The sequence below is a fragment of the Photobacterium frigidiphilum genome (assembly GCF_003025615.1).
Lineage (GTDB): Bacteria > Pseudomonadota > Gammaproteobacteria > Enterobacterales > Vibrionaceae > Photobacterium > Photobacterium frigidiphilum.
Window position 1 is genome coordinate 90588 of record NZ_PYMJ01000006.1, and the last position, 25545, is coordinate 116132.

Genomic DNA, 25545 nt, shown 5'->3' on the forward strand with positions numbered 1-25545 from the left:
ACGCCACTTGAATTACATATTGATTCATTGGTATGAACGCTTCCCCTTAGCAAAACTTATTCGCAGTGACACAAGTGATTCATCGTTAGAACCTTTAACTTTGAATTGTGTGCACTACCCATTCAGCATAGTCTTGAGGGAGTTATCTATGGCGCTCACAAAAGCCGATTTGGCTGAGGACCTGTTTGAGAATGTTGGATTAAGCAAGCGGGACGCCAAGGATACGGTGGAAGTCTTTTTTGAAGAAATCAGAAAGGCTCTAGAAAATGGCGAGCAAGTAAAATTATCAGGTTTCGGTAATTTTGATTTGCGCGACAAAAATGAACGCCCCGGCCGAAATCCAAAAACGGGTGAAGATATTCCTATCTCTGCACGTCGTGTCGTTACTTTTCGTCCAGGTCAAAAATTAAAAGCTCGCGTTGAAAGCATAGAAATCGAAAAATAAGAGTTTTTAGTTTTACTGCTTAATACATAATAATGAACCCAAGCGGAATGTGAAGATTCGCTTGGGTTTTCTTTTGTCTAAATCCCCCGCAATCTATAGCCAAGATACCTGCTTAAACTCCTTTTCCCATCATCAAGTTCTTACTTTTATTTCATTTTGCGATATATTGCCAAAACATTTAAGTTACAAGTATGTAGCTAAATTGTATAGTGAATGCAGTTTGTTTCACTGTGTTTTGCGTTATGTAATGCTTATAAAACACCGTGGATGTACGCCAGTTATACATAAACACGGAGGTTATAAATGGCATCGCTACAATCAGTAAAAGAGGGCGGCTTCTTAACGGCTACATTGGATTTAACATTACCCTTTGAGGCTGGTAAATGGAATCTGGAATCTGGGGTAGCATTTGACTTATCTCACCGTGGTATTTTAACGATCACTCCGCCAAAAGTGAGTGCATTAACGAAAGATATTATCATTTCTGCTGGTGTTCACGGGGATGAGACTGGGCCAATAGAATTAGTTCAGGAAATGGCGCAAAGCCTGTTGCAGGGTAAGTTAGTGCCCGCTCATCGGTTACTGCTTATTATTGGGCATCCTCAAGCTATTAATGCACATACGCGTTTCATCGATGAAAATATGAATCGTCTTTTTGCTGAAAGGAATGATGAGACGAATATTGACCGTATTAATGCTAACCAGTTGCAGTATGCCGTCGATGATTTTTATCAAGAGTCACCTCTGTTAACTCTTCAGCATGATCAGGTATTACCCGATCGTTGGCATTTAGACCTTCATTGTGCAATTCGAGATTCAGTTCATTATACCTTTGCCGTAAGTCCGTATAGCGAAAAATCCACTCGAAGCGGTGCTTTGTTTTCATTCTTACAACAAGCAGATATAGAAGCCATTTTGTTGTCTAGCGCACCATCGCCAACATTCAGTTGGTACAGTGCTGAAAATTATGGCGCTCAAGGCTTAACGATGGAACTGGGTAAGGTGGCACGCTTAGGTGAGAATGATTTAATTCGCCTAGCGCCTTTTTCTGACGTGATGCAGCAACTTGTCTGCTGTGAAACGTTGCCGGTTAGTTGGGATGATTCAGCGACAAGTGTCTATCGCGTAACACGTAGCTTGGCGAAAAAGTCGGACGATTTTTCGTTTACGTTTCCTTCTAATCAGGCGAACTTCACTTTCTTCGAGCATGGCAAACTATTAGCTCAAGATTGCGGGGTCGAATATTATTCATTAGAAGGTGGCGAAGCGGTTGTATTTCCGAATCCCAATGTGGCTATCGGGCAGCGAGCTTGTTTATTGGTACAACAAACGGACGTGATTTTTGGCGAGCAAGTGACTATTGCTAAGTGAATCAATTCAGCCTTTTGGGTTATTTGGTTTTTCTTGATGAAAGATAACGGAAAATGAGTGCGATGTGACTTAAAGGAGACTGTTTAATCACGGTCTTCTTTCTATTTTGGAACTGAAAAGGTATTGTAAGCGCTATATTTCCTATCCATTCAGCCGATGCTTCTAAACGACCTAATTCAACGTCAACAAACCCGCTGGAAAGCCAGTTTCTTGGTTGTTTCCATTTTAATGGTGGCAACGTGTATTTTATCACTCTCGATTGGTGAGATGTGGATATTGCCATGGTCACCAGATGGCGCATTAGAGCAGCAACTGCTTACCCAGCTTCGTATGCCACGCTTAATCGCGGCATTGGCTATAGGTGCTTCTTTGGCGGCGTCTGGTGCGGTATTGCAGGTGCTGCTCGGCAACCCTTTAGCTGAACCTGGTGTATTGGGTATTTCGGGTGGGGCAAGTCTAGCGTTAGTCATTCTACTGTTTGCATTGCCTTTTGTGCCTACACCGTTGCTCACAATGTTAGCGGCCATGTTAGGCGCCCTTATTTTTACTCTGATATTAGTCGGACTTTCTCGGCGTAGAAAAGTATCGACTGCACGCCTATTACTTATTGGTGTGGCGTTGGGCATTTTATCGGGTTCAGTCGTCACGTGGGCATTTTACTTTAGTGATGATTTAAACTTGCGCCAGTTAATGTACTGGTTAATGGGTAGCGTGGGTGGGGTAAGCTGGCAGCAGCTTTCAGTCTTACTTTTTGTTGTACCTGTTTTAGTCTGGTTATGTTTACAAGGTAAGAAACTCGACCTACTGATGCTGGGTGAAATTCAAGCCAAACAACTTGGTTTAGATGTCGCAGCGTTACGCTGGCGATTTATTTTAATTGTATCGCTGTTAGTGGGAGCATCTGTTGCGCTAGGCGGTGTGATTGGTTTTGTTGGTTTGGTTATTCCACATCTATTACGTATGAGCTTGGGCGCTGAAAATCGCTACTTATTACCATTGTCTGCTTTATGCGGTGGATTGTTATTAGCATTAGCCGATACCTTATCTCGTGTCATTCTACCGTCTGCTGAATTGCCCGTAGGGGTGGTTACAACAACGATTGGTGCCCCCATTTTTGTGTGGATGCTTCTGCGTTCACATATTGATTAACAAGATAGATAACCAAGATTAATACGATGATTCTTGATGCGAAAAATTTGGCAATGCCACCTCGGTTATTACCTGTTTCATTTACCATTGATGCGGGTGAAATTGTGCATTTTATTGGACCAAACGGAAGTGGTAAAAGTACCGCTATTTCGATGTTATCGGGTTTATTCGAAGGGCAGGGTGAGATTACTTTCATGGGACAGCTATTGTCTGACTATGATTTACCATCGTTAGCTCGAATGCGTTGTTACCTTTCTCAGCAAGATCGCCCAGCGTTTTCGGTAGCAGTTTACCATTATTTAGCCTTATCGTTATCGGCTTTGAATAACCCGCAGGCAGACCACGTTCAACACGCGCTAGATGAAATCTGCCAAGCATTGAATATTACCGATAAATTAAATCGAAATATCCAAACGCTTTCTGGCGGTGAATGGCAACGTGTTCGTCTTGCTGCTGCTTGTTTACAGGTATGGCCCGCAATAAACCCCGAAGCTACATTGTTAATATTAGATGAACCTGCAGCAGCATTAGACATTGGTCAAGAAGCCGCGATGTATAAGCTGGTTCGACGCATGGCTGAGCAAGGTATTGCCGTTGTGATGGCGAATCATGATCTGAATCGTACGCTGCGAGAAGCAGACAAAGTGCTGTTATTGAATAATGGGTCGTGCGTGGTGAAAGGGAGACCTTCTGATGTAATGACAGTAGAGCAGCTTGAATCTACGTTTGCGACGCAAGTTCAACGTATTGAGCATGAAGGGCGGAGTTGCCTGATTTTTAATGACTAGGACGTGTTGACGTTTCAAATTGTTTCGCGAATAAAATGAACTAATAGAGAGAGTGCCATTCTAACTATATCCAAGTTAGTCAGAACGTAAGGTTAAGTTAATTCATCATGGTTTCTTTTTCTCTCACACATAATGCGCTTAAGCAACGCGTGACAAGTTTTGTCATCTTGCTTGTGATGATGCTTTTAGTGTGCATGAGATCTGTACCATCACCGATTAATCAAACCAATGATACTTTTTCTGCTGTACCTGTACCAGTACCCACAGGCACATGTCAATTACTTGATCACCTTGTTAGAAGCTGCTCTGAAGTAAAAACAGACAACTATTTAGCCGTAATTCTACTCTCATTTTCCCTGTTACTTACGTTATGTATGGCGTGCCGTTTCTACTTGCATTGGCAGCCATGTTCTCCTGCATTGCCTCAATATCGCACCCACTTACATAATTGTGTTTTTCTGGAGTAACCCCTGAAGTAATACCAACCTAAATAAGTATTTATTCATTTTTGCTGCGCAAGCTTGTGATCATCTACTTATCCAGATTGGTATAAAAAATGAATTAATACGTTCTTTATTATTACTACAGGATTTTATTGTGAAAAAACTTTCTTTAATTGCAGCAGCTGTTTCTGCTGTATTGTTTGTGGCTGCTATACCAGCAAAAGCTGCACCTTTAACCTCAGATCAGCAAGATAACTTAGTTAAGATTCAAACCATTTTGGAGCAAAAGCCAGAATTGATTGATGGTTTATTAACTAGTCTGAATATGTATATTGACCAAGAAAATAAAACAGCAGTAACGTTGAAGAAGTATCATGATTGGTTATACAACAACCCTGATTTAGCCGCGTTTGGCACAGACAACCCTAAATTAACCATTATCAACTTTACTGATTTTAACTGCCCGTACTGCAAGCGTTTAGACCCTGTATTACAACGTTTAACTGAAGAAAACCCAGAGGTACGGGTAGTGAATGTTTTTGTTCCCCTGCAACAACGAGAGGTTGCGGGTATTGATACTAATTCAGCACAGTACGCATTGAATGTTTGGAAGAATGACCCAGATGGTTACATGAAAGTGCATGATTATTTAATTCGGAAGAATGGTCGCCATGATAAATCATCGCTAGAGCGTGTAGCACAGGTAACGAAAACTCAGATGTTGCTCGATGCCTCGAATACATTAAAGCCAACCATTGATAAGAGTTACCAAATATTCAGTGAGTTGGGTTTAAATGGCACACCAGCCATGCTGATTGGTGATCAAATCTTACCGGGTTATTTACCTTACGATCAGCTAAAGCCGATTGTAGAAGAAGCACTTAAGAAACTTAGCTAATAAAGCTGGCTGATAAAACCACCTAGTACACTGTTCATGAGTGAGCGTTGATCATGAGTTAAGCACGATAGACTTAAGGTCTGAAATGATTTTCAGACCTGTTTTTGTTTCAAATTTTGTCTTATCAAAGATGACTTAATTGTGATGCTATCGAGTGAAACTATTTGTAATTATTAGTGCGACGAGGCTGGAGTATAGCGGGAACTAAATGAAAAATGGCAGCTAAATATAGCTGCCATATATAAACGGCCTTACTTACTTTAACAGGTTCGATTCTATTCGTTCAGTGCTTGCTTCATTCGTTGACAGGCTTCAATGAGCGTTGCTCTTGGGCAGCCAAGGTTAAGGCGCATAAAGCCTTTACCGTCTTCTCCAAATGCAATGCCCATACTTGGTACAATGCCAGCGCTGACCATCTGCTTTTCTAATTGCTTATCATCTAAACCTAATTGACGGCAATCAACCCACGCCAAATAACCGGCTTCCGGCTGTTGAAATTTCAGCATCGGTAATTGAGTGGCAATAAAGGTATCAAGGTACTCAATATTGCTTTGTAAGTAGCTCTTTAATTCATCTAACCATTGCGCCGATGTTTGATAAGCAGTGGTTGCTGCGCACATTGCCATGCTGTTATAGACATCCATGCCATGTGAGTCTAAACGGCGTGTAAACTGGCTACGTAATGCTTCATTTGGAATCATGAAATTAGATATTCGCATTGACGATAAGCCAAATGTTTTACTTGCGGCTGTCGCTACCACTAATTGCTGCTGTAATTCATTCGGTAAAGATAGGGCAGAGAAGTAACAATGATTTGGCATCGTTAAATCGCCCCAGATCTCATCACTTAATAGCCATACATTGTATTTTTTGCATAGCTCAGCAACCGCGATCATTTCGCTTTCTGACCAAGCTCGCCCAACGGGGTTGTGCGGATTACACAAAATCATTACTTTCGCACCAGCGCTAAAGCATGACTCTAGATGGTCTAAATTCATGGTGTAATAACCATTATTTTCGAGTAATGGATTTTCAATTATATGGCGATCATTCAGCTCTGTGATTTTACGAAACGAACCATAGCCTGGTGTTTGCATTACGACGCCATCACCAATATTGGTGAGCATCTGAATAACAATAGACAACCCAGGTAATACGCCGTGCACGGTGGTAATCCAAGATTGCGGTAGCGTGATGTTGTGTCGTGTTTTGTACCAACTAATGATGGCTTGGTAGTATTCATTATTGCGTTCAGCGTAGCCAAATATACCGTGTTCAATGCGTGAACTTAATGCTTCTAGCACCGCTGGTGGTGCTTTAAAATCGTAGTCTGAAACCCACATTGGTAGTAGCCCGTCTTCTTGTAATCCGAGCTTTTGTTCCATGAAATCCCATTTCAATGAACCACTATTATGGCGATCGTTTACTTGATCAAAATGTGTAGTCATTGCGTTTACCTTATTTTGCTTTTTAATTTATTTAACGTCAGCAGGAGACATATTGACTGTTTGTTCTTCTGCACCGATAGGCTTCGCTTTAGCGATACCAAAACCAGTGAAACCGTAAATAATCGCGAAGATAACACCGGTGTAGCACTGAACTGCCCACGGTAAGTAATCAAGTGTTGGTACATCTAATGTACTAGCCATATAGATACCTGCTGCAGTCCATGGAACCAATGGCTCGATGATCGTGCCCGCATCTTCTAATGTACGAGAAAGGTTTTTGGTGTCTAAGCCCATCTTGCGATAAGCGTCTTGGAATAACTCACCAGGAATTAACAATGCAAGCTTGCCGTCAGATGTGGTGAATACCACTGTAATGGTTGCAATAACGGTAGATAGAATTAGCTGACCTGTAGTGCGAATGAGGTGTAAGAAGCGACCAAGCACAACGTTAAGTGCACCCGTAAGGCTCAAAATACCTGCAAAAGCGAAAGCACAAAATACCAGTAAGATAGTGCTCATCATCGAGAATAAACCACCACGATTAAGCAGCTTTGCAATGTCTGGTACTAGACCATCGATAGTATGGCCATTATCACTTAGCATGCTGATGTTAAAGCCATCAACGTATGCTTGAAAACCTTGCTGTAGGCTAAAGCCTTGTACAGCCATACCCAAACCAAGCCCTAATGCAGATGCTGTTAGCATAAGAGGAAGAACTGGTTTTTTGGTTATTGCACCCCAAAGAATCAGAATAGGAGGAAGGGCTAATACAATGTTCAGGTTATAAAGGCTTTCAATACCCGTAAGAATATCGACAACTTTTTGAGGTTCGCTGACATTGGCGACATCACCATGTTGACCAGCAATAAAGAACACGATTGAGGCAATAACAAAACCTGGAATCGTGGTGTAAAGCATGTGTTGGATATGCTCATAAAGGGTCGTGCCTGACACAACGGGCGCGAAGTTGGTTGAATCAGAAAGAGGGGATAGTTTGTCACCGAAGTATGCACCAGATACGACTGCACCAGCAGCAGCGGCCAACGATACATCAAGCCCAGCAGCTACACCCATTAATGCAACGCCGACGGTACCCGCAGATCCCCAAGATGTACCCGTACATACAGATACCACCGACGTCACGAAGAACGCAGCAATCAAAATGTATTCAGGGCTGATGACTTTTAAGCCCCAATACACCATGAAAGGAATCGTACCACTTACCATCCAGCTGGCAATTAAGCCGCCCACTGAAACGAGAATCAAAATAACAGGCATGGCTTTCGCTAACTTCTCAACGATAGCGCCCATGATGTCATCCCAGTTATACCCCATTTTATAGGCTATCCCGCCCGTGAATACGGCAGAGATAAGTAATAGCGGTTCGATGCGTAAACCCAGCATGCCGTAGCCGATCACGAGTAAGCCAAACATAACAGCGATAGGTGCAATCGCTAATGCTAAAGATGGCAGAGGCTTATTATTCGTCATTGATTTGTCCTCTTAAAAGTAAAGTCGTACAGAATTTTTTATAATCGTAGGTTGTTTCAACGTCGCCATAATAAGAGGTACACACTGGGTAAAATGAGACTCATGTATCCGTTTCATGTAAGCGGTTACATGAGATCTTCACATTTGAACCTGATCACGGTTTTAAGCTTGTCGGGGTATAGAAACGCTTTGGCGGCATACCAAATTGGCATCAAATCGGTTTGTTGAAGGTAAAACATCACTTTGCTCACGTAGCTGTAAGGCCAATTTTGCGGCATGTGTCGACATCAAATCGATAGGGTTATGCATAGTAGAAAGGCGAGGGTAGAGGTAGCGTGCTAATAACACATCATCAAAGCCGACAATGGAATAGTCATTTGGGATTTTATAGCCTTGTTCATACAAACTTGCCATTAAGCCTGCCGCCATTACATCATTAAATGTGACAACGGCTGTTACTTCTGGGCATTGCTTGATCAGAAGCTTACCTGCGGCTTCTCCACCTTCTTCACTAAAGGGTTGGTTGATAACCCAATTGGGCTGAATGGTGAGATTGGCACACGCCATTGCTTGGCGATAGCCTTCAAGTCGTTCTGTTCGATCTTCAATAGGGAGGTCACTGGTAACGCAAGCAATTTTGCGGTGACCCGATGCGATCAAATAGTCGACGGATTTAGCGGCTCCTGCACGGTTATCGACCCAAACTGCCCGATGAGCAAGCTGAGGAATAGTACGGTTGATTAATACCATGGCGGGTAGTTGTGCGCTGTAACGAAGCAGTGTCGCGTCATCCAGCATTTTTGAGTGTACTACCATGGCTTCACAGCCTTGGCTGATCAGAAAGTCTAAGCCTTCTTTTTCTCGTTGGGCATTATGACCACCGCTGACCACAACAAGCTGACAGTTTTGTGAACGCGCGACTTCTTCGACACTTTTAGCGATTAATGCAAAGAATGGATCGGCAAGATTGCCGGTTAATAAGCCTAGGGTGTTGTTAGAACGACTGGCTAATGCTGCGGCTCTAGCATCACGGTGGTAATTCAGTTCTTTCATTGCTTTTTGAACGCGCTCTTGGGTGACGGGTTCAACATATGTGGTGTTATTGATTACTCGAGAAACCGTTGCAGTAGAGACTCCAGCCAGTTTTGCCACATCTTTAATCGTTGCCATAAAAGTGGTTCATTCTTCGTGATACTAAAAGTGTGCGGCAGTTTACATAGATTATCAGTGCAAAAATGTTAGTTGTATCAAAAGCTCGAAGAGAGGGTAGATGTTGATTTTGGCAGGCTTGAATACAAAAATGGCAACCTAAGGGCTGCCATTTAATGTGAATGGAATATAAATAATTGATGTCTTTATACTTTAAACTGCCCAACCAAACTTTTCAGCTCACTACCGGCATGGTTAAGCTCATTAACTATTTTTTCAGAGTCGCTGCTCGAATGAATTAAATCGGTCACGATATCTTGTATAGAAACCATATTACGATTGATTTCATCTGTGACCGAACTTTGTTCTGTTGCAGCCGTCGCGATTTGACTTGTCATGTCATTAATTGATTCAACTGCGCCCGTAACAGAAGAAAGGCTATCTGTAATTAAATTTGCAGCATCCACCGCTTCAGTACAGGTTGATTGACTATGATCCATCGAGGTTACTGCCTGCGCCACTAATCGATGCAGTTCATCTAACATTTCTTTAATTTCTTTGGTACTTGATTGAGTACGGCTTGCTAACCCACGCACTTCATCTGCAACGACAGCAAACCCACGGCCTTGCTCGCCAGCCCGTGCTGCTTCAATTGCTGCATTTAAAGCGAGTAGGTTAGTTTGCTCTGCAATTTCACCGATCACTTTTAATACATTATCGATTTTTTGAGATTGCTGGTTTAACGAATGAATATGTTGTGCTGCCTGATCGACTTCTTCAACTAATGCAGAGATTGAAATAACAGATGTATCGACACGTTGTTGGGCGACGATAGAATCTTGGCTTGCATCACTGGTAGCGCTTGAAACTTCATTAGCATTCATTGCCACTTCACTTGCCGCTGAGCTCATCTCAGTAACAGCAGTGACAACTTGTTCTGTTTCGTTGTTATGTTCTTGGAGCTGGCGGGTAAGGCTGGCTGTTTGGTTGTTAATATTACTCGCAGCACCGGATACTTGATCGGTTACAGTGGAGACTTGTCGGATGATGTTTTGTAATTTAGTAGCAAAACGATTGAACGCATTACCCAATTGCGCAATTTCATCATGACCATTGACTTCAAGCCGGCGGGTTAAATCACCTTCACCGTCGGCAATATCATTCAATGTTTCAACCATATTCTGTACCGGACGTATCATACGATTTGCAGTGAAAATAATTGTAAAAATCGACAATATACCTAAAATGCCCGAAGTGAGTAGAACAATATTAAAACGCTCATTCATTTCATTTTGAGCCGCTAACTGGTATTCAGAGACTTCGTTATTAATATCATCAATATATACACCCGTACCGATAAACCAGTCTGTGTTTTTGATTGAAGCGGCGTAACTGAGTTTAGGCTGTGGGGTAGGATTGCCGTTTTTCGGATGAACATAGTTGACGAACCCCCCACCTTGTTGCGCGGCTTGGTACAGTTTCTCAAGAATTTTGACGCCGTTCGGATCTGTCATACCCCGATGGTTTTTATCTTGTTTCTCCGGACTTGCGGCATGAACAATGTTGTTGCCATCCTTGTCATAGATAAAAATGTAGCCGGTATTGTTAATTGCAAATCTCAGCGGAAGCAGCAGCTTCCGAATTTGTTGAATAGCCAGCTTTTTATCACTATTGGCGGTGAGGATATTCTCAACAGCATGTTTGTTGATGTTAACTGCATCTTTAAGCTGACTTTTTCGTTCACTAATTAATTTGTTATTGAAATGTTCTACTTGTACATCTAATGCTTTATTTTCTAAATTAAGAACAATGCCAATCGCGACACTCATGATAATAAACACTGGTAGCAAACTGAGCAGCAGTAACTTGCTCTTTAAATTGAGTTTGTTCATAATAATATGGATCCTGTTTCGTATTTGTATTTATAATAATTTAATTCTCTTCTATATCTTTAATCTATATCGGCAGGGCGTGTTGAAAGTTTACTGTTTAATGCCGTTTTTATGATAGCCATTTTATATGTATGGTTATTCTGATGCCTGTAAACTCGAGCTTTTATATGCGCTTAATTAGGCAGTCAATACATTATGTCTCTTCAGCAATATTTACTTCCTATTAAAAGCGTGATTCTGCTTCTGCTAATGAAAAAATTACAATTAGGTTAATGTTTAAATTAAAATACAAATAAATATTAAATAATTATTCAAATTAGCTTCTGCATTGCAATAAAAGTATAAAAGCCACGTATTGTGGCTTTTATATTGAGGTATCTTGGTTTAAATGATTTATTTAATATGCATTAAACTGCCCATAATAATAAGGCGAGTATTTGTGGTGATAATATTCGTAAACACATCACTAATGGATAGACTGTTGCGTACGATAGCGCTGGAGCCCCACTTGTTGGATGTAAGCCATTGGCAAAAGCAAGAGCTGGTGGATCGGTCATTGAGCCCGCAAGCATGCCGCAGATAGTAAGGTAATTAAGCTGCCCCACAATGCGAGCTAGAAATCCGACAGTAAGTAGAGGTACTAAGGTGATAACAATACCGTAGCCCATCCAACTTAAACCGTCACCGTTTACCAGTGTATCAACAAAGCCACCACCAGATTTTAGTCCAACAACGGCAAGAAATAACACAATACCCATTTCTCGTAATGCCAAGTTAGCACTGGGTGGCATAAACCAATATAGCTTACCAATACTACCAATACGTGCAAGTACGAGTGCAACAAGTAACGGTCCGCCTGCTAAGCCAAGCTTAATTGCGGCTGGAAACCCCGGTAAATAGAAAGGAATCGACCCTAATAAAACCCCTAAACCAATGCCCACAAATACTGGCAGCATTTGTACCTGTTGTAACTTTTGATGGGCATTACCTACAATACCACTAACAGATTCAATGGCTTCTTGGCGCCCAACAAGGTTTAAAATATCACCAAATTGTAATGTCGTTTGACTTGTCGGTACTAATTCAACACCAGATCGGTTTAAGCGTGATACCACAACGTCATATTTTTCTTTGAGATCAAGGTGGCTAATTTTTTTACCCAAAACGATTTCATTGGTTACCACTAATCGCTGAACCCTTAAATCTGTTCCTCGGGTTGATAGCGATGCATCTACAACTTCGCCAATCACTAACCGTGCTTTTTCGAGGGCATTTTTAGCCCCGACCAAATGGAGTAGGTCATTCGTTTCAATTCGCGTATCAGGTCGGGGAACATGCAATTTCTCGCCCCGTTTTAAGCGCGAACAAACAATGTCACCTTCAGTTAATGCTGGCACATCTTTAAGCTGTAAACCGTTTAAATTGGGATTACGAATTGCAACGTTAAGGGTGTGTAAGTTTTGTTTTTTATGACCGTTTTGGAGTTCAAACTCTTCCGCTTCTTTGTCAACATTGACACGAAAAGCCAAGCGTAAAATCCACATGGTTAATAAAATTCCGCAAATACCAAAAGGGTACGCAACGGCATAACCCATGCCTGTTAGGTCAAGCATACCTTCTTGTGCACCAAGTTCAGTGAGTATCTGCTGACCAGCACCGAGTGAGGGGGTATTAGTGACAGCACCCGAGAAAATACCGAGAATAACAGGTAGTGGAACATCAAATATTTTATATAAACCGATAGCAACAATACAGCCTAGTAAAACGACCAATGCAGCAAAGGCGTTGAGCTTAAGTCCAGAGCTTCTTAGTGAAGCAAAGAACCCTGGCCCGACTTGAATACCAATGGTATATACAAACAGTATTAACCCGAATTCTTGTATAAAGTGCAAGGTATGTGAATCAAGAGCGACGCCCCATGAGTCAGTAAAGTGACCAACAAAAATGCCGCCAAACAGCACCCCGCCAATCCCTAATCCAACACCACAAATACGCCAATTCCCAATCCATAAGCCTAGCACTGCAACCAGCGCTAATATGCTGATAGATAGTGCAATATCACTCATCGTGAGTCTCCTAGCTTTTATTAAACAAAATCGTTGCGATAGTTATTCTCCGAAAAAATCGGTGAAAAGTCTGCGCCAGAGGTAGTGAAGAGGAACTCAGTAAGGACAGATTTCACTTAAGTGAAAGGAGTGAATAGGGAGTTGATGCCTACAGCTGGTGTATCGGCTTTTCTGTATCTATGGTTCATATTATTAGCGCATATTTATCATACATTTAAGTGTTTAGACTGATAACTGTGCAGTTAACCAAGATAAAGACGGTGATGGTTACGGTGGTGTTACTCCTCTGTTTTATTTGTGTTGCGTTGTGGCGATTAGTTGGGGATTAGCGTTGAAAGGGATGAATTAGTAATGATGGATAAAAAAGGGGCTTAAAGCCCCTTCAGTGTGGTGGTGATTATTTCTTATAATACGGTTAAGTATATTAACCGCATTTAGAGTCGCCACAATTTAAACAAGTCTGGCAACCATCCTTGATAATCATCGCTTTAGTGTGGCACTTGTAGCACAAGGTGGCACTAGGCGGAAAACTGCCGTTGCTTTCAGATTCAGCGTTTTCAGCAATTTTTTCTTCAGCTACTTTAGCTGTAAGCTCTGCTTTTTTAGCGTCTAAAAATGCTTTCTGGTGTACATCCACTTCAGGCGTACCCATCATGCCAATTTTCGTTAAGTGCTGTTCGATAATATTACCGATTTCAGCAATTAAAGAAGGCACATATTTGCCTTTATTCCAGTAACCGCCTTTTGGATCGAACACTGAACGTAACTCTTCTACTAAGAAAGTACAGTCTCCACCTTTACGGAATACAGCAGACATAATGCGGGTCAGGGCAACAATCCATTGGTAGTGCTCTAAGCTTTTCGAGTTAATGAAAACTTCGAATGGGCAACGTACTTCATGCTCTGTACCTTCATTTAAAACCACATCATTGATGGTAATAAACAAAGAATGCTCAGAGATGTGCTCGGGTGTTTTCAGCTTGTATGTTGTGCCTAAAAGAATGTCAGGACGAGGCATGTTTTCATGCATGTACTCAACAATTACTTCAGGTTGTACTGGCTCTGCCTGTACTTCTGGCTCTTGGCTTTTTACTTTAAAGCCCACGATTTTACTGTTAATTTTCTGAACCATGGATAGTTAACCTTTCTAACTTAATACTTACCGTAGTAACCTTCTTTAAGCGCATCGTAAAGATTGGCTGCGGTGTGTGTTTCACCGTCATATTCAATCTCTTCGTTGCCCTTAGCTTCAATTGTTGAACCGTCTTCTAAGTTGAAAACGTACGTTGTATTTTCAAGGTCGCTTTCTTTTACGAGTACACCTTGGAATATTTCAGGATTGAAGCGGAAAGTAGTGCAACCCTTCAAACCTTTATCGTAGGCATTCATATAAATGTCTTGAAAGTCTTCGAAAGGGAAGTCTGTTGGTATATTGGCGGTTTTGGAAATTGAAGAATCAATCCAGCGTTGAGCTGCTGCTTGAACATCGACATGCTGGCTTGGTGTAATATCATCTGCGGTAATGAAATATTCTGGCAGTTGAGTTTCTTCACCTGTGCTGTATGGCATTGCTTTGCTATTCACTAGCTCGCGATAGGCCAGTAATTCAAAGCTATATACATTAACACTTTCTTTTGTTTTCTTACCAGTAACGATGACGTTACGCGTGTAGTGATGTGCAAAGCTTGGTTCAATACCGTTACTTGCGTTATTCGCTAATGATAATGAAATCGTACCCGTTGGCGCAATGGAACTATGGTGGGTAAAACGCGCCCCGACTGTTGATAAGGCATCTATCAGTTCTGGTTCAATTTCGGCAACCTGTTGCATGTAGCGGCTGTATTTAGCGTGCAGTACTTTACCTTTTATTTTATCGCCTAGCTTGATGCCATCATCTGCCATTTCTGGGCGTTGACGTATCATTTTGGCGGTAATGGTAAATTCTTGCTCCATGACAGGCGCTGCGCCTTTTTCTTTGGCAAGGCTTAGGGCTTCTTTCCAGCCTGTAATCGCAAGTTCTTGTGCTACTTGTTCTGTAAAGGCAATTGATGCTGCGCTACCGTACTTATGCGTTAGCATGGTTGTTGTAGAGCCCAGCCCTAAGAAACCCATACCGTGACGACGTTTATGCATAATTTCATGACGTTGCTTTTCAAGCGGAAGCTGATTGATTTCTACTACGTTGTCTAACATACGCGTGAAAATAGCAACAACACGACGGAAACCATCCCAATCAAATGCAGCGGTATTCGTGAAGGGGGCTCGCACAAATTTTGTGAGGTTGATAGAGCCTAAAAGGCACGCGCCATAAGGTGGAAGAGGCTGTTCACCGCAAGGGTTAGTTGCACGGATCTCTTCACAGAACCAGTTGTTGTTCATCTGGTTTACTTTATCAATCAGAATGAAACCCGGTTCAGCATAGTCATAGGTTGACGTCATAATAACGTTCCATAACTTACGCGCAGGTAAGGTACGGTAAATTTTACATGCGACGCGACCGTCTTTGTCTTCCACGAAACCTTCAGCCAGCGGCCAATCTGTCCACATGACTGAAGAATCAGTATGTAGTTCGAGGTTATCCTGTTTCGCTTCTTTTGCGGTTACAGGGAAGACAAGGCTCCAGTCTTTATCGTTCTTAACGGCTTGAATAAATTCTTCAGAAATTAATAGCGACAAGTTGAATTGGCGTAGGCGACCATCTTCACGCTTAGCACGAATGAAATCGATAATATCTGGATGACGAATATCCATGGTGCCCATTTGTGCGCCACGACGACCACCCGCAGAAGACACGGTGAAACACATCTTGTCATAGATATCCATGAAAGACAGTGGGCCAGACGTATAAGCCCCCGCGCCAGATACAAAAGCACCACGTGGGCGAAGTGTCGAGAAATCATACCCAATACCGCAACCTGCTTTTAAGGTAAGACCCGCTTCGTGAACTTTACCTAAAATATCATCCATCGAATCTTCGATAGTGCCTGATACGGTACAGTTAATGGTTGAGGTAGCAGGTTTGTGTTCAAAAGCACCAGCATTCGAGGTGATACGACCAGCAGGGATGGCACCGTTACGCAGTGCCCATAAGAATTCGTTGTACCAATGTTCTTTGACTTTATCTTTTTCTAAATCAGCTAACGCGCGAGCAACACGTTTGAAGGTATCATCCACAGTCTCATCAATAGCGATTCCATGCTTAGTCTTGAGACGATATTTACTGTCCCAGATCTCCATCGAGGTAGATTGGTATGCAATATCGATTGCTTGAGATACTTCAGAAGCTGTTGAGGTTTTCGCCATTATGAATGCACCTTTATGTTTGTTGTAATTCAAGCACAACAGACACAGTTTAATGCGTCATCCAGACTGCATTATGTGTGTTTAAGAGCCAATACGTGGTTGCCTCTTATGTTGAGGCGACAGATGAAAACACAATATATGATGATCTTCTAGTCTTGACAGCCACTATATCTGCGATTGTAAGTATAGTGTTACATGAAACGATCGGGCTTGTTTTTTCAATGTTTGATAACTGTGCCTTGTAAATAAATGGCAGAGAAAATAATACAGAATGTCGAGAGGAAAAGGTGTGATTAGAATAGTTTTTTGAAACAAAAAAGCACTCAGTGTGAGTGCTTTCAAATGCGACTGTGATCAAATGCGACGGTGATTAAATGCAGCAGATTTAGAAGCCGTAGCGCAAACCAAGCTGTAATTCATCTTCATCATTATCACCTTCGCCACCTTCACCTTCATCAAGCAAATTGAATTTGTAGCTACCAAAGAGAGCAACACTGCCCATGTAGCGAGCATATTCAATACCGATGAAGTCGATATCTAACGCCCCAATGTCATCAGCTGAGTAGTAGTTATATGTCATGTTGATGGTGTTATCGCCAAATGAGTAACCCGCATACAGGTCTACGGCACTGAAATCAGAATCACTGGTGCCATCGAACGAAATATCACCACCTTGATACATGGCTGCCAGCCAGATCCCATCATTGGCATATTTAGCGGCTAGTAGGTAAGTGTCTGATGAGTCAGTATCAAACTGATTACCATAAGTTTGATCACTTGCGGCATAGCCAGCCCCGAGTTCTAATCCGATAGGTAGTTCATAGGCAACAATCGCACCATAACCATCACTTTGGCTATCAGAATTAAAATTACCATCAATTTGGAATGTTAATCCATAGCTGGTGGTTGTCGCGTAACGGAGCATATTTTTAGCTCGGTCAGCTGTCGCGACGTTATATTCGTTGGTGTAACCACTGAATGTTTCGGCGACATCTGTCCAGTCAGTAATATAGGTAACGGCATTTACCTGGTGACCATAAAAAACATCACCAAAACTGGTTTCGGCACCAGCATATAAGTGACGAGTATTCATTGCTACATCATCAGAGCCGCCATCAGTTTTTTCTGTCAGCTCAAATTCATATTTACCGACGAAAGTAATGTCTGAATTATATGTTTGTTTACCATCGACAGTTAAACGAACGCGAGATTTATCTTTGTACGTACTGTCGTTGGTTTCTATACCTGCGTTATTAAATTCTTTGTTAGCATCTGAAATATTAGCGCGAACTTCTGCTCGACCTCCGACGTTAAAGACTGTGTTGTCATCTTGATATACTGTTGCTGCTGAAACTGGAATTGAAACGGTTGCCGCTGCCACTACGATGGCAATGAATTTCATATTCATTTTTGTCATCCCTTAACTAGAATAATTTTGTTACTCCTCGAAGCTTTTACGGAAAAAAAGTTACTAACTTCGTGAAATAAACTCTAGTCCGGATATTTATAAAAAGGTAACCAGACTCACGTAAATATTTAAGAAATAAGCATTATCGTGCGTGATGATTGGTTTGTGCATATATAACTTGAAGTAATGGTTTGATGGGCTAGTGTTAAAAGTTAGCAATAAAAAAAGGCACTCAAAAGAGTGCCGAAATAAAGCAAAAAAAATAAAAGTGGATTCGGTTAGGTATTGCTTAGAAGTTGTAACGCGCTAGCACTGCAAATTGATCAGCACCTGAATCGTTACCGAAGTTATCTTTATCTGTTACGCCTAACTTATATTCAGCAGAGAAAATCATGCTACCAGGTGTCCATGCTGCACCAATTAGGCCATATGAGTATTCTGCTTTAGTGTCATCATCTTCTAGACCGTTGTAACCACCGTATACTTGGTACTCACCACCGCTAACAAGATAAGCTGCAATGAATTCGTAACCAGTTGCATTTTCAGCAACGCCACTTACACCCGCTTTATTAGTAACATTTTTCAGGTTGCCATTTACACTAGTGTGGTTTTCGTACTGACCGTACTGGCCCGCAACATAAAGCATATCTGATTGGTATAAAGCACCTAATGTCCATGTTGTATCGTCGGCTTGGCCTTCATACTTTGTAAGGCTGTATGCACCACCCAGACTAATACCGAAATCAAAGTCGTACGATAGGGCACTTTGCAGGCCGTATTCACGGTGAGTTGTGCTAGCCCCTGTTTTAATATCATCGCCTTCAAATTGGTATTGCACACCAATATTCAGGCCATTAATGGATTTACGGTAAGATAATGCCTCATTTGCACGGCCTGTACCTGAATCACCGTGACCGTCTGTTTCTGCACGACCATCGTAGGTACCAGACGCTTCACCACCATAGATCCAGAACACATCCGTCCAAGCGGTGATGTCGTAGTACGTTGACCATTGCTTACCGAGTGTAATTGTACCCACTTGCTCGTTAAGGAAGTACACATTGCCTAAACGGTTGCTGAAGTCTTGGCTGCCACTTGCGAGTGCATCGTAGCCCCATTCTGCTTTAGCTCCAGCTATCCAGCCTGGAACCATTTCATGCTCAAAGCCAAAGTTAATACGCGAACTGTTGTTTTCTAGCTTGGTTGTGCTGTCTTGGTCATTCACGCTTTCTGTATATTCAGCACGGACAGCTAAACGACCACCGATGGTCACTTTAGATGCGCCATCTTGGTACACTGTTGCTGCTGAAGCTGATGTTGAAATTACTGCTGCTGCCACCGCTAATGCGATAATTTTCTTATTCATTATTATAATTCCTTTAAATATTCATGTTGTTACGGCATTTACTCCAAATGCGTAGAACTATTTAAAGCTGAAAAATCAACACGCGTAAGTAAAATCTTGTAAAGAAAATGTAAATTTTAGGTTTCATGAGATTTAGACGTAATTAATCAAAATAGATTCAACAAGTTAGTCTCAATATGCACTTTGTTTTATAGTTATTAATTCTTCTAAATTTAAAGAATCATTTAGATGAAAATATAAAAATAATCATTTTAAAATAAAGGCTTAAGTTGAATTTATTGATGATTAAATCACTGGCGAGTTAATTGTGATGTGGCTCTCATGTATTTGGTGTGTGTTTTTTAGGTTAAGCTTTCGTGTGTTGGGTTTACATATCTTGGATTTTGCGGGCTAGATAAGCAGCATGTGCCCGAGGGGAGAAATAAGGATCTTAAGCTTTCTTTGTCTGTATTGTTCATAAGGTGTAAAAAAGCCAGCATAAATATGCTGGCTTAGACGTATCAATACCTTGTAACTTAGATGAAACAGTATTAGTTCAGCGTTGTTAGGTACTTGATGGTATTTGCCATATCATCCAAACTTTGGTGTGCATCGCTTTGTACCATGTATTTACCATTCACAATAAACGCTGGTACAGACGCTAATTGTGAGTTTGCAACGATAGACTCAGCTTCCGTCATTTTTTTATACACTTGTTTGTGTTGCTCTTCACTTAAGCCATAAGGACTAAGCAGATTATTTGACGTAAAGATTTCTTCTAAGATTACTTTCTTTTCTGCTTCAGTTGCCGCTTCTGGTGTGTCTTGCGTGTAAGCGAATAATTGTTCCATCAGCTTATCACTAGGCTTACCATCAGTCTGAATAGAGGCGGTATAAAAAATATAAGCTGCGACCTGTGCGCTTTCATTAAATGTCACATGTACTTTATCTATATTTACGCCTGCCATTTTCTTTATCTCTGGCAACATGGTTTCCATGCTACGGCAATGCCCGCATGAAAGAGAAAATACTTCGACAACCATCGGCATATCGGTGATCGGCGTTGATATTTGCGTGTACTTCTCACCTTCTTTAGGGGTGTTAGTGTCGTTGCAACCCACTAAGGCGACCATGGTAAATAGTAAAGCTAAAGCGGGTTTAAAATACTGTTTCATAGTTAATCTGTCTGTCTGGTTATTTATGAAGGGGTGATTATGCCTGCTCATGCAAAAAATAACTGATTTTAAATCAAATTTGAGCATTATCTCGTAGAGATATTCAGTCAAAGCCTCTTGGTATTATAGGTAAATCAGTATAAAATCGCCGACCTTTTTCTAAGTGGATACTCGGGATGTACATCGGATTTGATTACGGGACAGCAAATTGCTCAGTTGCAATGATGGAGCAAGGGAAGCCACGTATGTTGCCGTTAGAAAATGGCAATCAGTACATACCATCTACTTTATGCGCACCAACTCGTGAAGCCGTTAGTGAGCACTTATACCGTCACATGGGTATATCTCCGCTTAACACTGTCGGTGAGCAAGTACTTCGTCGCGCCATTGCAATGAACCGCGAAGAAGATATTCGTGTTGAAAAAGGGGATTTACAGTTCGGTCAGGCGGCATTGGATTTGTATCTTGAAGATCCTGAAGAAGTGTATTACGTAAAATCTCCCAAATCTTTTCTTGGTGCTAATGGGCTACGTGATGTACAGATAAGCTTTTTTGAAGATCTTGTTTGCGCGATGATGAGTAACATTAAAACCAAAGCCGAAGAGACAACTCAGCAAATAATTACAGATACCGTTATTGGACGTCCTGTTAATTTTCAGGGTACTGGTGGCGAACGAGCCAATGAGCAAGCTGAATCTATTTTAACGCAAGCGGCAAAGCGGGCGGGATTCAACAATATTGAATTTCAATTTGAACCTGTAGCCGCAGGTTTAGAGTTTGAAAGTACGCTAACGGAAAATAAAACTGTGCTGGTGGTTGATATCGGTGGTGGTACAACGGACTGTTCATTGATTGAAATGGGCCCTGATTGGTGCGGAAAAGCTGATCGTACCGATAGTTTACTTGCCCATAGTGGTCAACGTGTTGGTGGTAACGATTTGGATATCCATTTAGCCTTTAACCAATTAATGCCATTGTTTGGATTAGGCAGTAAAACGCTGCGTGGTATCGATATGCCAATTAGCCAATTTTGGAACCCTATTGCCATTAATAACGTTATCGCCCAAACAGATTTTTATAGCTCTGCAAATATACGTACGTTAGATCAACTTCGACGTGATGCATCAGAACCTGAAAAGCTGAAACGCCTGATTCATGCATATCACGATACGCTAGGCTACCATATCGTCAGAAAAGCAGAAGAAAGTAAGATTGCCTTATCTGAAGCAAAAAGCAGTCAGGTACAAATGCATATTTTGTCTGAGTTGCTAGAAGTCTCTATTTCTCAAAGTCAGATGGCTGATGCAATTGAAACGCCAAAAGCCAAGATGAGTGAATTGGTGACTGAAGCCGTAAACCAATCGGGTAAAAAGCCAGATCTAATCTATATGACTGGCGGTACAGCGCGTTCACCTATATTACGTGCTTGTATTGAGCAACAATTACCCAATGTCCCCGTTGTTAGTGGCAGCTATTTTGGTTCTGTAACAGCAGGTTTAGCACGCTGGGCAGAACATTGTTTCCGCTAGAAGTGATTTATATAGTGTGAATGCTGAATGAAGCGATAGCCTTTTATTAGAAATAGGCTATCGGCTTTCTTATTTGGGTGATTAACTATTTAGGCGCAAACGCAGAACACCAGCCTGTTGCTGAAACAAGCTTGCCAGGGAATACACTACAAGGGCGCCATTCATCGCCGTCAGTACCTTGAATCAGTAAGCAGCCAGAACAATGCTTGCTGTCGTCAGGTGATTTATGAACATATTTTAATGCAGCGGCTTGTGGATCATCTTCAGCGAGGTGAGGAATATCTGCTGCATGTACTGGTTTGATTAAATCCGTACCACCAAGAGTGACACCGATTACGCCACCAAGTCCAAGTTTTAGAAAACGTCTACGTGTAGGGTGATTTTTCATGGATTATCCTTTTTAACGACATTACTTATTTAATAATATTTATTGTGATTTTCTATTTTTTATAACGTTACTTTAATGCTCTGTGATTCAAACATTATACGAACTAGTAAGGATATCAGTTCATAAGTTTGGAATGAATTATGCGATCTAGCAAAGTTATCTTTCTTAATTGTCCACATGATCACGTAGTTTGTGTAATGGATTTCATTTTATTAGACCAGAAGAACGCTCTTTGTTAACAGTAAGCATTTGACTAAACAGGGATTGATCATTTTATAAGAATACATAGATTGTATCAATTCTTAACTTGCAACATCTTGTTTACAAGCGCATGCTGTGTGCGCGATACCACCAGACAAAACAATAAAGGTAGAGAAAATGAACTTATTTCTTTTAGATATAGATGGCACTTTGGTTGATTCTGATGAAATTGATCAACATTGTTTAACGTTGGCAATTGAAGATGTTCTGGGTATCTCTACTGATGGTAATTGGAGTCAATATCAGAAAGTCACGGATTCTGGCATTATAGATGAAATATTATTAAAGAATAATATCAGTGAAAGTCGTTCGATTATTCATCGTAAAGTTGAAGCGCGCTATTTAGAATGTATACGTGAATACTTAAATAACAATCCGTCAGAAATGCATGAAATTAAAGGTGCAAAGAAGTTTATTGATCAAATGCAAGATCGTGAAGATACGCATATTGCGATTGCTACGGGGGCGTGGGAATCTGCTGCTAAATTGAAATTACAAGCTGTTGGTATTGATACATCAAATATAACATTTACATCCTCATCTGATGCTATGAGCCGTACTGAAATCATGGCACTTGCAGCATTCAGGGCAAAACAAGATACAGGTGAAACATTTGATCGCCGTGTATTTTTTGGCGATGGTGAATGGAATAAAAATGCCACCCAAGAGCTCGGTTATGATTTTGTAGCAGTGGGTACAGGTGTTAAACACCATACTCAGATACCTAACTTTACGCATTACCAATCCGTTTTTTCACAATTATCGCTGTAAAACGTTATTACCGAGCGATATTCGGAACGATGCTTATTATATCTAAGTAAGTGTAATAATTGACCATCATCATTGATGTATACGTATAAGTGATGATGGTAGCTCGCCTCTAACCCTCCTGCATTTAGTTTTCTATTCCGTATTAACCTTTGATGAAACTTATGAGCAACCTTGCAGCATTTTTGTGATTTTGAGTCTAATCTTGTAGTTGTGTCAGTCAAGCAAATTATTAACATATAAAAATGCAATAAACCTCGCTTATTTTTTCGTGAGGGGAGGGCACTTCGAGATTTTTGCATTGGAGGCTGTAGATGAATAAAGAAGAATGGATAAAAGCTTGGTTTCATGAAGTATGGGGGAAGGGAAACGCTCAGTTACTGGCTGAATGTGCGACTAATCCTTTTAATTTTCATACTTCAGGAGGACGAAGCTTTTCACTGACACATGAAGATTATCTTTCCTTTGTCAATATTTGGCAGCAACGTTTCAATAATGTTCGTTTCACTATTTCTCAAGTTATTACGGAAGAACATAAAACGGTGGCACTGTACCAGTGTGAAGCCACATATCATGGTGGTTGGATTAAAATACCGGGAAAGAACCAGAGTGTGAAAATGACAGGAATGGTGCTATTTCAAATGAAAGATGGGCTAATGACAGATTGCTGGTTAGAAGACAGTAGCTTTGATTTATACCAACAGCTGACGCGCTATTTGGAATAAATTAGCTATTAGTGATTAACATGAAGGTGAAGCACAAGAACTTCAGAGCAGGTGAGTACCAGAAAATCTCTCGGCTTACCTTCATGATAATGTGTAATGTTATAAAGCGTGTTGTGTTTTTTTGGCTGTTAGTACTTTTAGCTGCTCAAAGTAAATATTACTTTCTGAAATAACAACACCACGTAACAAGACTAAACCAATCAAGTTAGGTACAGCCATTAAGCCATTTACAATATCTGCAATTAGCCAAATCATATCCAGCTTTAAGAACGCGCCACTTGCCACTAATACTAAAAAGACAATTTTATAAGGTAGAATTGCTTTAACACCAAAAAGGTAAGTAATGCAGCGTTCGCCATAATAGTTCCAACCAATGATGGTGGTAAACGCGAAGAACATCAGCCCTATCGATACCATCAATGGTCCCCAATACGCTGAATCTAAACCAGCAGCAAACGCATAGGTTGTCATTGCTGCACCAGCATACTCACTCTGCCATGCACCCGTAACAATAAGTGTAAGCCCTGTCATGGTACATATGATGATGGTATCAAAAAATGTGCCCGTCATTGATGTTAACCCCTGACGAACACATGAATCTGTTTTCGCAGCCGCGGCTGCAATAGGTGCACTACCAAGACCCGATTCATTTGAAAATACACCGCGAGCAATACCAGATTGTATCGCAAGCATGATACCTGCACCGGTAAAACCACCTGCTGCAGCATGACCAGTAAATGCCGAGCTAATCACTAAAGCGACGGCTTCAGGTAGAGCGTGCATTTGAGTCGTTAATACCAGTAGGCAAGCCAAAATATAGAAGCCAGCCATTACAGGTACAATCTTACTGGCTACACTCGCAATCGATTTTATTCCACCAAGCGTTACCGTTGCTACTAGCAACGTTAAAATCACAATGGTGTATTCTTTGGGTACTTCAAAAGAAAGATAAGCAGCATCAACAATCGCATTAGCTTGTGGGAATGTACCAATACCAAAACACGCAACACCGAGGGCGAAAAAGGCAAAAAGTTTAGCCAGTGTTTTACTGCCGACGCCTTTTTCTAGGTAATACATTGGGCCACCGATCATTTGACCGTTAGCATCTTGCTCGCGATATTTCACAGCCAACAGGCATTCTGCATATTTGGTCGCCATACCAAATAGGGCTGCTAGCCACATCCAGAATAGTGCGCCGGGCCCTCCCATTTTGATTGCTGTCGCTACGCCAACTATATTACCAGTACCAATAGTGGCAGAAAGGGCAGTGCAGAGTGCAGCAAAGCTCGATACATCACCATCACCTTTCGTACGATGTTTACTTGAAAATACATAGCTTAGCGCAAGAGGTAAGTAACGAATTTGGATAAAACCAAGACGTATTGTTAGGTAAAGACCAGTACCGACTAATAAGATTAGTAGTGGCGGTCCCCAAACAAGGTTATCAATAACTTGAAGTGTATTTTGTAGCGTATCATGTAGCGGATTCATTATTCCTCCTTT

21 protein-coding genes are annotated in these 25545 nt (G+C 41.3%); 9 read left to right on the forward strand and 12 right to left on the reverse strand.

Going from position 1 to position 25545, the window contains the following annotated elements; genetic code table 11:
• The first annotated feature begins 148 nt into the window (after positions 1-148).
• The 6 genes from ihfA (at position 149) to C9J12_RS08000 (ending at position 5094) form a co-directional block, all read left to right on the forward strand.
• On the forward strand, positions 149-445 hold the full coding sequence (ihfA, locus tag C9J12_RS07975) for an integration host factor subunit alpha (protein ID WP_006232263.1): 297 nt from the start codon (positions 149-151) through the stop codon (positions 443-445).
• Between the two features lie 303 nt (positions 446-748).
• Positions 749-1816 (forward strand): succinylglutamate desuccinylase, encoded by a 1068-nt coding sequence (locus C9J12_RS07980; protein ID WP_107242207.1) that lies wholly within the window; start codon positions 749-751, stop codon positions 1814-1816.
• A gap of 156 nt (positions 1817-1972) precedes the next feature.
• Entirely contained in the window at positions 1973-2965 is a 993-nt protein-coding gene (gene btuC / locus C9J12_RS07985) for a vitamin B12 ABC transporter permease BtuC (RefSeq protein ID WP_006232261.1), read from the forward strand.
• Between the two features lie 26 nt (positions 2966-2991).
• The gene (gene btuD / locus C9J12_RS07990) at positions 2992-3753 is read left to right on the forward strand and encodes a vitamin B12 ABC transporter ATP-binding protein BtuD (RefSeq protein WP_107242208.1); all 762 of its coding nucleotides are present in this window, start codon (positions 2992-2994) and stop codon (positions 3751-3753) included.
• Between the two features lie 107 nt (positions 3754-3860).
• Entirely contained in the window at positions 3861-4220 is a 360-nt protein-coding gene (locus C9J12_RS07995) for a hypothetical protein (RefSeq protein WP_107242209.1), read from the forward strand.
• A gap of 130 nt (positions 4221-4350) precedes the next feature.
• Complete coding sequence (locus C9J12_RS08000; RefSeq protein ID WP_107242210.1) at positions 4351-5094, forward strand: DsbA family protein; 744 nt, start codon at positions 4351-4353, stop codon at positions 5092-5094.
• Positions 5095-5369: 275 nt separating this feature from the next.
• Here the strand turns inward: C9J12_RS08000 and C9J12_RS08005 are convergent, their stop codons facing one another.
• The 10 genes from C9J12_RS08005 to C9J12_RS08050 all read right to left on the reverse strand — a co-directional run bounded on the left by C9J12_RS08005 (position 5370) and on the right by C9J12_RS08050 (position 20371).
• A complete protein-coding gene (locus C9J12_RS08005; RefSeq protein ID WP_107242211.1) occupies positions 5370-6542 on the reverse strand; it encodes a MalY/PatB family protein in 1173 nt (390 codons plus the stop codon).
• A gap of 27 nt (positions 6543-6569) precedes the next feature.
• Positions 6570-8033 carry a Na+/H+ antiporter NhaC gene (gene nhaC / locus C9J12_RS08010; RefSeq protein WP_107242212.1) on the reverse strand — a complete coding sequence of 488 codons (1464 nt, stop codon included), beginning with the start codon at positions 8031-8033 and terminating at the stop codon, positions 6570-6572.
• 162 nt (positions 8034-8195) lie between these two features.
• Positions 8196-9203 carry a LacI family DNA-binding transcriptional regulator gene (locus C9J12_RS08015; protein ID WP_107242213.1) on the reverse strand — a complete coding sequence of 336 codons (1008 nt, stop codon included), beginning with the start codon at positions 9201-9203 and terminating at the stop codon, positions 8196-8198.
• A 185-nt stretch (positions 9204-9388) separates the two neighbouring features.
• Positions 9389-11074: a methyl-accepting chemotaxis protein gene (locus C9J12_RS08020; protein WP_107242214.1), complete on the reverse strand. Its 1686-nt coding sequence runs from the start codon at positions 11072-11074 to the stop codon at positions 9389-9391.
• A 407-nt stretch (positions 11075-11481) separates the two neighbouring features.
• On the reverse strand, positions 11482-13140 hold the full coding sequence (locus C9J12_RS08025) for a putative transporter (RefSeq protein WP_107242215.1): 1659 nt from the start codon (positions 13138-13140) through the stop codon (positions 11482-11484).
• Positions 13141-13564: 424 nt separating this feature from the next.
• Positions 13565-14272 (reverse strand): TSCPD domain-containing protein, encoded by a 708-nt coding sequence (locus C9J12_RS08030; RefSeq protein WP_107242216.1) that lies wholly within the window; start codon positions 14270-14272, stop codon positions 13565-13567.
• 20 nt (positions 14273-14292) lie between these two features.
• The gene (locus tag C9J12_RS08035) at positions 14293-16443 is read right to left on the reverse strand and encodes an adenosylcobalamin-dependent ribonucleoside-diphosphate reductase (protein ID WP_107242217.1); all 2151 of its coding nucleotides are present in this window, start codon (positions 16441-16443) and stop codon (positions 14293-14295) included.
• Positions 16444-16828: 385 nt separating this feature from the next.
• Positions 16829-17851 carry a porin gene (locus tag C9J12_RS08040; protein ID WP_107242218.1) on the reverse strand — a complete coding sequence of 341 codons (1023 nt, stop codon included), beginning with the start codon at positions 17849-17851 and terminating at the stop codon, positions 16829-16831.
• A gap of 289 nt (positions 17852-18140) precedes the next feature.
• Positions 18141-19217, reverse strand: a complete 1077-nt coding sequence (locus C9J12_RS08045) for a porin (protein ID WP_107242219.1) — start codon at positions 19215-19217, stop codon at positions 18141-18143.
• A 530-nt stretch (positions 19218-19747) separates the two neighbouring features.
• Positions 19748-20371, reverse strand: a complete 624-nt coding sequence (locus C9J12_RS08050) for a thiol:disulfide interchange protein DsbA/DsbL (RefSeq protein WP_107242220.1) — start codon at positions 20369-20371, stop codon at positions 19748-19750.
• Between the two features lie 176 nt (positions 20372-20547).
• Between C9J12_RS08050 and yegD the strand changes: the two genes are divergently transcribed.
• Positions 20548-21900 (forward strand): molecular chaperone, encoded by a 1353-nt coding sequence (yegD, locus tag C9J12_RS08055; RefSeq protein ID WP_107242221.1) that lies wholly within the window; start codon positions 20548-20550, stop codon positions 21898-21900.
• 85 nt (positions 21901-21985) lie between these two features.
• Here the strand turns inward: yegD and C9J12_RS08060 are convergent, their stop codons facing one another.
• Positions 21986-22288 carry a high-potential iron-sulfur protein gene (locus C9J12_RS08060; RefSeq protein ID WP_107242222.1) on the reverse strand — a complete coding sequence of 101 codons (303 nt, stop codon included), beginning with the start codon at positions 22286-22288 and terminating at the stop codon, positions 21986-21988.
• Between the two features lie 378 nt (positions 22289-22666).
• Here C9J12_RS08060 and C9J12_RS08065 point away from each other — a divergent pair, with 378 nt between their 5' ends.
• Both C9J12_RS08065 and C9J12_RS08070 read left to right on the forward strand, forming a co-directional pair.
• Positions 22667-23320, forward strand: a complete 654-nt coding sequence (locus C9J12_RS08065; RefSeq protein ID WP_107242223.1) for an HAD family hydrolase — start codon at positions 22667-22669, stop codon at positions 23318-23320.
• A gap of 311 nt (positions 23321-23631) precedes the next feature.
• Entirely contained in the window at positions 23632-24042 is a 411-nt protein-coding gene (locus C9J12_RS08070; RefSeq protein WP_107242224.1) for an ester cyclase, read from the forward strand.
• A 99-nt stretch (positions 24043-24141) separates the two neighbouring features.
• Here C9J12_RS08070 and C9J12_RS08075 read toward each other — a convergent pair whose 3' ends face one another.
• Positions 24142-25533 carry an alanine/glycine:cation symporter family protein gene (locus C9J12_RS08075; RefSeq protein WP_107242225.1) on the reverse strand — a complete coding sequence of 464 codons (1392 nt, stop codon included), beginning with the start codon at positions 25531-25533 and terminating at the stop codon, positions 24142-24144.
• Positions 25534-25545: the final 12 nt, after the last annotated feature.